The organism is Paraburkholderia sp. J63 (assembly GCF_905220245.1).
Lineage (GTDB): Bacteria > Pseudomonadota > Gammaproteobacteria > Burkholderiales > Burkholderiaceae > Paraburkholderia.
Genome location: NZ_CAJMZF010000017.1, coordinates 147,357 through 159,965 on the forward strand (window position 1 = coordinate 147,357; position 12,609 = coordinate 159,965).

At 65.1% G+C, this 12,609-nt stretch carries 9 protein-coding genes; 4 read left to right on the forward strand and 5 right to left on the reverse strand.

Annotation, left to right across the window (positions count from 1 at the left end; translation table 11 throughout):
• Positions 1-254 precede the first annotated feature (254 nt).
• On the forward strand, positions 255-1,187 hold the full coding sequence (locus U5775_RS19895) for a LysR substrate-binding domain-containing protein (protein WP_028216261.1): 933 nt from the start codon (positions 255-257) through the stop codon (positions 1,185-1,187).
• A 135-nt stretch (positions 1,188-1,322) separates the two neighbouring features.
• On the opposite strand, the gene U5775_RS19900 is transcribed toward U5775_RS19895, so the two are convergent.
• Positions 1,323-2,744: an 8-oxoguanine deaminase gene (locus U5775_RS19900; RefSeq protein ID WP_322059800.1), complete on the reverse strand. Its 1,422-nt coding sequence runs from the start codon at positions 2,742-2,744 to the stop codon at positions 1,323-1,325.
• Between the two features lie 616 nt (positions 2,745-3,360).
• Here U5775_RS19900 and uraH point away from each other — a divergent pair.
• Positions 3,361-3,714 (forward strand): hydroxyisourate hydrolase, encoded by a 354-nt coding sequence (uraH, locus tag U5775_RS19905; protein WP_322059801.1) that lies wholly within the window; start codon positions 3,361-3,363, stop codon positions 3,712-3,714.
• 205 nt (positions 3,715-3,919) lie between these two features.
• Positions 3,920-5,113 (forward strand): urate hydroxylase PuuD, encoded by a 1,194-nt coding sequence (locus U5775_RS19910; protein ID WP_322059802.1) that lies wholly within the window; start codon positions 3,920-3,922, stop codon positions 5,111-5,113.
• A 103-nt stretch (positions 5,114-5,216) separates the two neighbouring features.
• Here the strand turns inward: U5775_RS19910 and U5775_RS19915 are convergent, their stop codons facing one another.
• From U5775_RS19915 to U5775_RS19930, 4 genes are all read right to left on the reverse strand, one after another.
• Positions 5,217-6,941 (reverse strand): TolC family outer membrane protein, encoded by a 1,725-nt coding sequence (locus U5775_RS19915; RefSeq protein WP_322059803.1) that lies wholly within the window; start codon positions 6,939-6,941, stop codon positions 5,217-5,219.
• Positions 6,938-9,052, reverse strand: coding sequence for a peptidase domain-containing ABC transporter (locus tag U5775_RS19920; protein ID WP_322059804.1), 2,115 nt, complete (start codon positions 9,050-9,052; stop codon positions 6,938-6,940). Before U5775_RS19920 ends, U5775_RS19915 begins: the two co-directional genes overlap by 4 nt.
• A 1-nt stretch (position 9,053) precedes the next feature.
• Positions 9,054-10,271, reverse strand: coding sequence for an HlyD family secretion protein (locus tag U5775_RS19925; RefSeq protein ID WP_322059805.1), 1,218 nt, complete (start codon positions 10,269-10,271; stop codon positions 9,054-9,056).
• A gap of 94 nt (positions 10,272-10,365) precedes the next feature.
• On the reverse strand, positions 10,366-11,322 hold the full coding sequence (locus U5775_RS19930; protein ID WP_322059806.1) for a hypothetical protein: 957 nt from the start codon (positions 11,320-11,322) through the stop codon (positions 10,366-10,368).
• 612 nt (positions 11,323-11,934) lie between these two features.
• Here U5775_RS19930 and U5775_RS19935 point away from each other — a divergent pair.
• A partial coding sequence (locus U5775_RS19935) for an ESPR-type extended signal peptide-containing protein (RefSeq protein ID WP_322059807.1) occupies positions 11,935-12,609 on the forward strand: 675 nt, incomplete at its 3' end.

Genomic DNA, 12,609 nt, shown 5'->3' on the forward strand with positions numbered 1-12,609 from the left:
GCTATCTGTGTTCTGACGTGGTGCGGTGCCGCTCGATGCCGCGGCGAGCCCCCGTAACGCGTCGCCGTGCGAAACGACAATACCTTGTTAGCCGTGCCAGCGTCGAGCCGCCAAAAACCCGCGTGCCCCGCGCGGCGCGGACTCGACAAGGAGGCTTAGTGGAAAGCCTCCCTTGACGGACCTTTCAGTTCATATTAAAAATCATATACCCACAAAGCCCCTCGATCAGCCTAAACATATAATCCGGAGAGTTCATGAGCCAGCAACGCGAGGCGATCGACACGTACCTTTTGCGCGTCTTGCACACCCTTTTGATGGAGCGCAGCGTCACGCGCGCCGCCGTCAAGCTCAATCAGTCGCAACCTGCGATCAGCGCGGCGCTGCGGCGTCTGCGCGACATCACCGGCGACCCGCTCCTCGTGCGCGGCAAGTCCGGCATGGTGCCCACCGAATACGGCCTGCGCCTGCTCGAACCGGTGCAGAACGCCCTGCGCGAGATCGAGCGCATTCGTTTCCAGCAGCATAATTTCGATCCGGCCACGTCCATCCGCTGCTACCGCATCGGCTGCCCGGACTACCTGAACGTGCTGTTCGTGCCCACCGTGGTCGAGCGTTTTCGCCAGGCCGCGCCCAACGCCACGCTCGAGTTCCATTCGCTTGGGCCCTCGTTCGACTACGAGCTCGCGCTCGAGGAAGGCAAGCTCGACATCGTGATCGGCAACTGGCCCGAGCCGCCCGAGCAATTGCACCTCTCGAACCTGTTCGTCGACCAGATCGTCTGCCTGATGAGCAATACGCACCCGTTCGCCAAGCGCGGCGGGCTCACGCTCGACCAGTACCTCAATGCGCCGCATCTCGCGCCCACGCCGTACTCGGTGGGCCAGCGCGGCGCCATCGACGTGCATCTCGCGCGCGAGCGCCTCAAGCGCCACGTGGTCGTCACGCTGCCGTACTTCAACCTCGCGCCGTACGTGCTCATCAAGTCGGATCTCGTCTTCACCACGACGCGCCTGTTCGCCGACCACTACGCGCGCTTCCTGCCGCTCACGGTCGTGCCCGCGCCGCTCGATTTCCCGCCGATGCAGTACTACCAGTTGTGGCATGAACGCTGTCATTACTCGGACGAAGTACGCTGGTTACGCAGCCTCGTGACCGAAGCCACGAAGACGCTGATCGACAAGCCCTGAACGGTGCGCGACGCCGCGGGCGCAAGGTAGCCGCCACCACGCTGCGTGAGCGCACTTTCAACGTATTTCCGCCACGGGCGGCCCGCTCACGCGCGCCGCCCGTTTGCTTTGGCACCGCTTTAGCCCCGCGGCCCTTTACCTCGCCGACTGCACGAGCTGCGCCGCGAGCCGGTTATGCCGCTCGATCACGGGCCCGAGCTCGACGGTCTGCAGCACGCCCTCCTTCACGACGGTCCGCCCGCCGATCACCGAGAGCGCGACCTGCGACGGCGCGCAGAACACGAGCGCCGCCACCGGATCGTGCAGCGCGCCGGCAAAGAGCGGCTGGCGCAAATCGAACGCGATGAAATCGGCGGCCATGCCCGGCGCGAGCGCGCCGATGTCGTCGCGGCCCAGCACGCGTGCGCCGCCCAGCGTGGCGATTTCCAGCGCTTCGCGCGCGGTCATCGCGTCCGGACCGAAGCCCACACGCGCGAGCAGCATCGCCTGGCGCGCCTCGGCCACCATCTGGGCGCCGTCGTTCGAGGCGGAACCGTCCACGCCGAGCCCCACCGGCACGCCCGCGAGGCGCATTTTCTTGACGGGCGCGATGCCCGAGGCCAGCCGCATGTTCGAGCACGGGCAATGCGCGACGCCCGTGCCGGTACGCCCGAACAGACCGATGCCGTGCTCGTCGAGCTGCACACAGTGCGCATGCCAGACGTCGCGGCCCACCCAGCCCAGATCCTCGGCGTACTCGGCGGGCGTCATGCCGAACTTCTCGCGGCTATAGGCGATGTCGTTGACGTTCTCCGCGAGGTGCGTGTGCATGGAGACGCCATAGTGGCGCGCGAGCGTCGCCGACTCGCGCATCAGGTCGCGGCTCACTGAGAACGGCGAGCACGGCGCCACCACGACGCGCAGCATCGCGTAACGGCCCTCGTCGTGATACGTCTCGATGAGGCGCTGGGTATCGGCGAGAATCGCGTCTTCGTTTTCGACCACGGAATCGGGCGGCAGGCCGCCGTCCTTCTGGCCGACGCTCATGCTCCCTCGCGCCGCGTGAAAGCGCATGCCGATTTGCTGCGCGGCGCGGATGCTGTCGTCGAGGCGGCTGCCGTTCGGATAGATGTAAAGGTGATCGCTCGAAGTCGTGCAGCCCGACAGCAGCAGCTCGGCCATGGCCGTGAGCGTCGAGACCTCGATCATCTCGGGCGTGAGGTTCGCCCAGACCTTGTAGAGATTCGTGAGCCAGCCGAACAGCTCGGCGTCCTGCGCGGCGGGCACGGCGCGCGTGAGGCTCTGGTACATGTGATGGTGGGTGTTGACGAGCCCCGGCGTGACGATATGGCCGCTCGCGTCGATCACCTCGTCGGCCGTGGCGGGCAGACTTTCCGTCGGGCCGACCGCGACGATGCGGTTGTCTTCGACAAAGAGGCCGCCGCCGCGGATCTCGCGGCGCGCGTCGTCCATCGTCACCAGCATGTCGGCGTTCTTCACCAGCAGGGTCTTGCCGCGCCCCGGCCGTTGCGCCTGCTCCGCGCCTGGCGTGCGCGATGTGCGGTTGGTGGGTTCCATCGTGTCTGTTCGCTCCGTTGTCTTGCCGCGGTGCACGCTTCGCGCCGATGAGCGCGCCGCATGCCGCGTTTGAGATACCGTGAATGTGAAGCAGACGCCCTCGCCGCACGCGCCGGCCATCCGGGATTCCGGTGCCGACGCGTCCCGACTGCAGACGCCGCTGGCCCGGTTACCCAGCGCCTGGCGCCGTCTTCGGGACGCGCGGCCCACCGGAAGGCGGGACGCGCATGACCGTTACCTTCCGCGGCCAAAATTACGCTGACAATTCGCCCAGCCGAGATACCCGAATTCACGCGATTCATATAAAGGTCGATTTTTGGCGGGTTTACGATCTGGCCATGGGTAGAAACCCGAACCCCGAACCGGCCCGAAAGCCCCGTGGAGCAAGGCGCAGCGCGCGAGGCACATGCTCCAGGCATTATCTTTCCTATCGCTCGCGCGCTTATGCCGCAATCGTTCTTAAAATGCGTGCACGGCGCTCGCTTCGATCCGCCGACGGGTATGTAGCCACAGCTGACGTGGAGCCTCGATCCGCCGCAAGAATCTTCGGATTCACCGGATCGGGCTGCCGCCGAAACCTCGCAATGACACCAGGAAAACACAAGGAAAACTGCGAATGGGCAAGCTGACTACCCACGTGCTCGACACCGCGAACGGCCGTCCCGGCGCGGGCATCAAGGTCGAACTCTACGCGCTCGACGGCGAGGCACGCCGTGCGCTGAAGACCGTCACGACCAACCACGACGGCCGTTGCGACGAACCGCTGCTCGAAGGCACGGCACTCGCCACGGGCGAATACGAACTGGTGTTCCACGCCGGCGACTACTTCGCCGCGCTCGGAGCCAAAGTGCCGGAACCGCGCTTCGTCGACCGCGTCGTGCTGCGTTTCGGCATCGCCGACACCGGCGCGCACTACCACGTGCCGCTGCTCGTTTCGCCGTGGGCGTACAGCACCTATCGCGGTAGCTAAGCGGTACTGCGAAACCAAAAACGCATAACAGCATAGCAACGAGACTGGCGGCCAGCGCGCGCGAGCGACGCCCCGCTTTTGCGGCGCCGGACTTTCTCACGGCGTTTGGCGCGAAGCCCGATAACCCGGATCCTGCGTGCCGCCCCCCAGTCAGCGCGAGACGCATCGCCGTCCGCGCGCAACGAATCAGGAGTGGAGGAGTTTCATGGAAGGCTTTATTACCGACTGGCTGAACCTCGCATTGCGCTGGTTCCACGTCATCGCGGCCATCGCCTGGATTGGCGAATCGTTCTACTTCGTCGCGCTCGACAACAGCCTCAAACCGCCTACGGACCCGAACCAGAAGCGTCGCGGCGTGTTCGGCGAACTGTGGCACGTGCACGGCGGCGGCTTCTACAACATGCAGAAGTACACCGTCGCGCCGCCCGAAATGCCGGACGACCTGCACTGGTCGAAGTGGCCCTCGTACACGACGTGGCTCTCGGGCGCGTCGCTGTTCACGGTGCTGTACCTGATGGCGCCGAACACGTACCTGATCGACAAGAACGTGCTCGACATGGGCCCGGTCGTCGCGATCTTCTCGGCGCTCGGCTTCCTCGCCGCCGGCTGGATCGTCTATGACTCGCTGTGCCGCGCACTGGGCACGAAGGACAAGCTGCTCGGCGTGTGCGTCGGCATCTACGTCGTGATCGCGGCCTACCTCGCCTGCCACATCTTCTCGGGCCGCGCAGCGTACCTGATCATGGGCGCGATGCTGGCGACGATCATGTCGGCGAACGTGTTCTTCGTGATCATCCCGGGCCAGCGCAAGATGGTTGCCGCGATGCTCAAGGGCGAAACGCCGAACCCGATCTACGGCAAGCGCGGCAAGCAGCGCTCGGTGCACAACACCTACTTCACGCTGCCCGTCGTGTTCGCGATGCTGTCGAACCACTACGCGATGACCTATGCGCACGCCTACAACTGGGCCGTGCTCGTGGTGATCATGCTGGCCGGCGCGCTGATTCGCCAGTTCTTCGTGATGCGTCACCGTGGTCAGCAGCTCTGGTATCTGCCGATCGGCGGCGTGGTGCTGATGTTCGTCGCGCTGGTCTGGACGCTGCCGCGCCCGGTCGTGCCGCAAGCCGAAGCCGCGAACGCCCCGACGCTGAAGATCTCGGACATCCAGCCGATCCTGCAGCAGCGTTGCGCAACCTGCCACTCGGCGCACCCGACGATGATGGGCGCCGCGCCCGCCGGCGTGATGTTCGATACGCCCGACGAGATCTCGCAGAACGCCCAGCGGCTGTATCAGCAGGCCGTCACGCTCAAGGCGATGCCGCTCGGCAACGTCACGCACATGACCGACGACGAGCGTCAGAAGATCGCCATGTGGTTCCAGGGCGGCGCCAAGCAGTAATCGCCGCCGGAACGGCTCAAGTAGTCAGCTAGTACGCAAAAGGCCCGAAGCGCAATGCTTCGGGCCTTTTGCTTGGGTCGATATGCGTCGGAGTCCGTAGCGTTCAGGGGATGAGCGGCACGTAGCTGTTGCGCAGAACCGATGCCGCGGGCGCCATGTCCGATGCCGAGAGTACGCGCGGCGCTGGCGGTGTGCTTGTAGCCGTGGCGTTTTGCGGCGGCGGCGCGTCTTCATGCTTCGGCTGCTCGACACGCGCCTCGCTTTGCGCTGCTGGTCGCGTTGCTGACGCCTCGCCGTTGCTCGTAGCCGGCATGACCACTGTGTTGCTGGGCGATATAGCTTGCGGAGCGGGGGGGTTCTCCTCGCCGTTCGCGTTGCGGTGCGCCGGCGCTTCGATCGCGTAACTCGGGCTTCCTGTGTCCGGTAGCGGTTGTACTGGCATCTGCGGGACCGCGCTGGCCGTGCCGCCCTCGCGCTGCCGAGCCTTCCCTCGTTCACCATTCTCCGGCGGCACGCCGCCCGCAAAGAGCTGCGCATTGATGCGCCCGACTTCGTCGAGATCGAGCGTGGCAGTCTGCGAAAGCAGTTTGAGCAACGCGAGCACGGAATCGTAGCGCGCGCGGATCAGGTCGCGGCGGCTCGCGTAGAGCGTGTCGGTCGCGCGCAGCACGTCGAGGCTCGTGCGACTGCCCACGCCGAAGCCGACGCGCGTCGCGTCGAGCGCAGTCTGTCCGCGCCGCACGACCTGTTCGAGCGCGCTCACGCGGGCACGCCCCGAACTCACGCGCAGCCACGCGTCGCGCGCGCCCGCGCCCGAGTCGCGCACCGCCGCGTCGAGCTCGTCGCGCGCCTTGTCTTCGAGCGCGCTCGCCTCATCGACTTTCGCCGTGATCTCGCCGCCCGCGAAAAGCGGAATCGTGACCGAGAGCATGCCGGTCGTCGTCGTCGTGGGTCGCGAATAGCCGCCCGCCGCGCCGGCCGGCGTGTGCGTCACCTGGAGATCGACCGTCGGATAACGTCCCGCGCGCGCCTTTTCGGTGTCGAACTTCGCGATCTGCAGCGCCACTTCGCCGATCTGCACCGCATAGCCGTGCGTTTGCGCCTGCGTGACCCACGGCTCGACGTCGGCCGGCTGCAGCAAGGGCGCGCCGCCCGGCGGCAGCGGCGCGAGCGTCTCCACGCCCTTGCCCGCGAGACGTTCGAGCGCCGCGCGCGCGAGACGCGCCTGGCTCTGCGCGTCGAGCAATTGCAGTTGCGCCTGCGCGCGGCTCGCCTCGCCGTCCTGCACGTCGATCAGCGTGGCCTCGCCTGCCGCCTTCGCGCGCACGACCAGCGCGAGGTGCGCATCGAGCGCGCGCAGATAATCCGTCGCCCGCGCCACTTCGTCATTGGCGGCGAGCGCGTCGAAATAGGCCTGCGCCACCGCGAGGATGGTGTCCTGCGTCGCGCTCGCGACCTGCAGACGCCCTCGCGCGACCTCGTAGTCGGCCTGGCGGTATGCGGTCCAGTTCGCCCAGTTGAAGACGGGCTGCGTCAGCCCGATCGTCCAGCCGCTCTGCCAGTAGTGCTGGTTCGGGAAGTCCTCCATCACGATGCCGTTATAGGCGCGGCCCCAGCCGCCCGTGACGTGCGGCAGCAGTCCCGCGCGCGCTTTGGGCACGGCCTGCGCGGCGGCGCGCGACGCGGCGAGCGAGGCCGCGAGCGCCGGGTCGTGATCGAGCGCGTCGCCGACCACGGAAAGCAGGTCCGCGGCGCGCGCCCCGCTCGCGAGCAGCAGGCAGGCAAGCGCGAGCGCGCGCACGGCGCGCCGGGGACGAGCGCCACTCATGCCACGCCCTCCATCGCCGCGCTGGCCCGCTCGCGCTCGACGCGCACGAACGCGCCATCGACGAGCCGGTAGTGCTTTTCGAAGCCCTCGGCCATCGCGACGTCGTGCGTGATGACCACGACCGTGCGATCGATGCGCTGGAGCAGCGCCGAAATGCGCCGCACCGCCACGGGATCGAGATTCGAGGTCGGCTCGTCGAGCAGCAGCAACTCGCGCCGCTGATAGAGCGCGCGTGCCAGCAGCAGCCGCTGCCGCTGGCCCGCCGAAATATTCGCCAGCGAATCGCTGATGACCGTGCGCGTGCGCATCGGCAAGCGCATCACGTCATCGAGCAAGCCGACCTCTTCGAGCAGCGCGAGAATGCGCGCTTCGTCGGGATTACCTTCGAAGAGCGAAATATTGTCGGCGATCGAGCCGTGCAGGATGATGTCGCCCTGCCGCATGTGGACCGCGTGGCGGCGAATCTCATCGACGCTCAGATTCGGCCACGCAATCCCGTTGAGCGTGATCTCGCCCTGCTGCGGCGCTTCCGAAGCGGCCAGCAATTTGAAGAGCGTGGACTTGCCCGCGCCCGACGGCCCCGTGATGACGATCTTGTCGCCGCGCACGATATCGATGTTCGCGCCCGCGAGCACGGGCTGGTCCGAGACGCCGTAGGCAAAGGTCACGTTGCGCACGCCGATGCGCTCGAATTCGCGGACCTCGACGGTCTTGTGCACGTCGGCGAGCGCCGTGTAGCGCTCCGGCTCGCAGGCCACGATATCGTCGACCCGGGCGACCGGCACGCTCAGCATGTAATACGCAAAACCCGTATTGATGGTGGAGGCGATCCGTTCGGAAAAGAGCGCCTTGTAGATCATGAACGAGTAGAACGCGCCGACGGAAATCACGCCGCCCAGCATCAGCTTCGCGGCGAACCAGGTGACGGCCAGCGTCTCCACGTGCATGAGCAGCTTGAGCACCGCGTCGCGTGTGGCGGAAAGCCGGCTGCTCTGGAACAACGCCGAGGCATAGGTGCGAAAGAGCTCCATGAAACGCGCCACGCGACGCGTCTCGCCTTGCGAGAGCTTGATGAGCGACGCGCCGCGCACGGTCTCGAAGAGCGCGTCGTCGCAACGCGCGCCCTCCTGAAGCACGCGGGCGTGCGCATCGCGCATCGACGCGAAAATGGCCCCGGAAACCACGACGTAGACGGCAAAAATCACCAGCACGACGATGGATAGTTTGGTGTTCTGAACGAACATCAACAGCATCGCCAGCAAGCCGACCGTCACGTCGATGCAGAACGACACGGCCTGGCGCGAGGCGAAGCCGTTGATCTCTTCCTGCGACTTGAAGCGCGTGAAGATGTCGCCGACATTGCGCTTCTCGAAGTACGCGATAGGCACGCGCAACAGGTGCGCAAACAACCCTTCCGTGGCGTTCACGCTCATGCGCGCGTACAGCAGCTCGACCAGCACGCCCTGCACGTACTGGCTCAGCGCGCCGACGAGGAAGATCGTCCCGAACGTGAGCGCGAGCACGTTGAGCAGCTCGAGGTTGTCCTCGGCCACGACGTGATCGAGCACGAACGAGCCGAAATAAGGTTGCGCGAGGATCGCAAACTGCGCCCCGAACGCAACGAAGAGAATCTTGGCGAACTGGCCGCGCAGTTGCGGATTGAGCGCACGCAGGCGCGCAAGCGCGTCGGGCACCCGCGAGCGCCGCTTGATTCGCGTGAGCGCCGGGGTCGGCGAGCATTCGATCAGATAGCCGGAAACGCACGCGACGAACGTATCCATGGCGATGCGCCGGCGCCCCACCGCGGGGTCGAGCAACGTGACGTAGTTGCGCGTGGCGCGCTCGAACACGACGAAATGCGCGCCGCCGAAATGAATGATCGAGCCGCGCTTGATTTCGCCGACCTGCGAAGCATCGAAGCGGAACGCCTGGACTTCGAGGCCGAAATCGGTCGCCGCGTCGTAGAGGTCCATCAGCGAAAGACCGTTCGCCGAGATCGGCCGATACGCCGAAAGCTCGCGCACCTCCGTGGCGCGCCCGAAATGCGTGAGCACCATGGCAAGACACGCGTAGCCGCACTCGGCGACTTCGTTCTGGTAGATCACCTGCATTTCAGCCTCGTACGATCTTGAACAGCGGCTCGAGCACCCATTCGGCGATCGTGCGTCGCTCGACGACGACGCTCGCGGTCGCCTGCATGCCCGGCAGAATGTCGAAACGCTGCGAGCCGTAGTGGAACGTGTGGCCGGGCAGCGTGACCCACGCGATGTACTCGTCGCCCGGCTCCGGCGGCGCGCCGCCGTTGGCCGCATCCGCGGCGGCCGCTCCGGTGGGCGCTGACGGCGCGGCGACCGTCGTGCGTGAAATCGAGTCGATGCGGGCTTCGTATGAGCCGAAGCGCGCATAAGGGAACGCGTCGAACTTCAGGCGCACCGTCTGCCCCTCGTGCACGAAACCGCGCCGACGCGACGGAATGCGCAATTCGGCGCGCAACGGTTGCGTGGGATCGGTGACGATCACCATCGCGATGTCGTCGGGCTGGAGCGTGCTTCCCTGCACGAGACGCGAGAACGTCACCATGCCCGCCTTCGGCGCCGAAATCGTCGCGTCGCGCCGGTTTTGCTCGAAACGCGCATCGGCTTCCTGGAGATCGCGCGCATGGCTCGCGTCGAGTTCCTTGAGTTGCGCGGCGAGAGCAGTCTGACTGTTCTGCAGATCGGCGAGCGCCGCCTGGGTCTGCTGCCGACGCGAAGCCGCCTCCGCTCGCGCGATACGGCTCTGGTGCAGATCCGCGCGCGCCTGCTCGACGCGGTCGGCGGCAACGTAATCCGACACCGATTCGAGCCGTGCGACCTTCTTCTGCGCCTCGCTCACGAGCAGGCTGTTCTGTGCTCCCTGCACGTCCAGTTCGGCAAGCTCGGCGCGACGGCTCGCTTCGTTCGTGCGCGCCGTGGCGAGCTGTGTCGTGAGGTCGATGTGCCGCTGGGTATAGCGCGCGTCGGCGGCGCGGCGCTCCTCGTCGCGCACCTGGGCATCGAATGCCGTTCGGCGCGTGCCGTCGCTCGCGAGCGAGAGATCGCGCTCGACGCGGAAAAGCGGCTGGCCGGCGCTCACGTGTTCGGGCGGCCGGACGTAGATCGACGAGATCAGCCCGCTCGCGCCTTGTATCTTGATTTCCGCGGGAGACACGATCTCGCTCCGCACGTCCTGCTTGAGTTCGACTTCGTGCGTAAAGGCAAACACAATGCCCAGCACCACGATCGTCGATGCCGCATAGGCAATCCAACGCCAGCGGATATCCCGGAACTCGGGAAGATAGATCGGTTCCACGTTGTTGATCCCCGCGGCCGGTCGTGCCGGCCGACGTGTATTTTCCGGCGCTGCGCGCCGTCTGGTCTGCTCGTGCTGCTATTTATAAGTAGGGCTAACGGACTGCGGCGAAGTGGTAAACCGACGGATGTCCGGCGTAGAGCCAGTGCGGATAATTCTCCCCGCGCGCAATCTCGATATCGTGGGCGAGGCGCTGCGGTGCGGCGGCATCGGCAAGCGCGATGGGCTCGAACATCCTCAGGCCGAAGCGCCCTTTCTCGAAGCTCAGATAAAACGGCAGCAGGAGCGCATTCACGGGCGCACCGAGCCTGAAAACGCCGTTGTGCACGCGTGCGGGCCGGCCGCCTATCGTCACACCCACGGTCTCCATGGGATACCTCGCGAGCGTAAACGGCGGAACGTCGGAAAACACCACGGCTACGCCATCGCGACGCAACGCGCGCATGACGCGCAAACCCAGACCATTGCGACTTTCGCGGCCATTTTCGTCGTAGGTATAAAGCACCTGAATCGAAGGAATCATGGCCGCATCGTTGCCGTAAATATCGCGCGGCACACCGGAAACGACCGACATCGACTCCAATCCCAACGCGCGACGCACTTCGTCTACGACATAGATATTCGCGTATTGCGAGACGTAGTGAAATGGCGAGAGCACCACGACGCGGCCCGGTTCCGCGGCCTTGATCTGCTTGATCCGCGCGGCCAGTTGATGAGCCGCCGCGCGCAGATCGGGCCAACTGTCCCGCCGCAATGAGCGCCCGGCGTAAATGCGTTCGTCGAGCCATGCTTCGCGCACGTTTGCGCTCATGGTACGTAACGCATCCGCGCGCCCGAGGCCGACGTCGATACGCCCGGTCTCATAGCGCGATACGCCAGTCGCACGAATACGGCCGTCGTAGACCGCATGAATCATCCAGTTGGCCAGTGCGATTCGCTCGATGGTCGCGAAAGGCAAGCAAGCGAGCACCCTCCTGCGCAGCGCCAGCCGCCCGCGCGCGAGTTGCGCGCCCAGGCGCTTGAGGTATTGCAACGATATGTAGGCGGTCATTTGCCTGGCCCAGCGATGTCGGAAGGAACCCTAACCCTGAAAGCTAGCCCCAAAAGCAGAAAGGGGGCGTCCCCCCTTTCGTTCAGCTCAGGCGATTAGCGCGGAACCGGCGTCGAGCCACCCGAGCACGGGCACGTGCACGATGTCTTGCAGCAACCGCCTGCGGCTTGGGTGTTGGCGAGCTGAGCGCGATCGATTTTTTGCATTTCTGGTTCTCCAGTGTATAAGTGGAAACCACCCCGTTTTGGTGGCGCGGCTATCTTAACAGCCCGAATTAAATCCAATCCGTTATTGACATATTTTCATATTAATTTACAAAAATACACAACACTCTCAAGTAATTCAATTTGACCATCAAAATGGTAAGAATGTTGATTTGATTTTGCTATCAAGGCATCAGAATCTCAGTCATCTTCAAAAATTATCGGCATCCGAATCTATTTTCATCTTTCGATGTGGAATTAAGAATATTCGTATTCCTGATTCCCGCATTCCGCCAATAGAGTTGCATGACGCATCGCCGAGATGGAGTTTACTTTTAGGCATCCCGGCTCTCATCTGGATGTCAGAGGCGCATGCGCGGACCAAATCAACTCTAATATGGTTTCCTAAATGAATAAGACCTATCGCTCTGTCTGGAGCGAAACAGACCAAACCTGGGTCGCCGCGCCCGAAACCGCCACGGCCCATCGCAAGTCTTCACGCCGGCTCGCCGTCCTTGCCACCGGGGCCGTTGGACTCGCAGCAAGCTTCTCGCCGGCTGCGACATTTGCCGCAACGGCCGGGACTGTCGGCCAGGGCGGCCTTGAGATCTGCTCCGGCGCAAAAGGGTATGCGTGGGGCTACAGCGGCGGCAGCGAATCGCTGGACTGCTCGACCGACGGCAAGGGCACGTCCGACGGCCTCGCCTTCTCGCTGAACAACGCCGGTGACACGAAGGGCGGCTATGGGTTTGGCGCCTCGACCGCACAGGTGGCCGGCTACCAGAACGGCACGCTCAATATCCGTGGCGCGAGCGTAATGGTCTATGGCCCGACGACGTTCGACAGCGTCGTCACGATGAGCAACCAGAAGATCGTGCAGCTCGCGCCGGGCAAGGTCTCGGCGGACAGCACGGAAGCCGTCAACGGCTCGCAGCTCTACGCCGTTTCCTCGGCCATCGGCAATGCCGTGCAGTACGACTCGTCGGCTCGGAACGCGGTCACGCTCGGCGGCGCGAACGCCAGCGCGCCGGTCGCGCTGCACAATGTCGCCAACGGGCTGCTGAGCGCATCGAGCACCGATGCA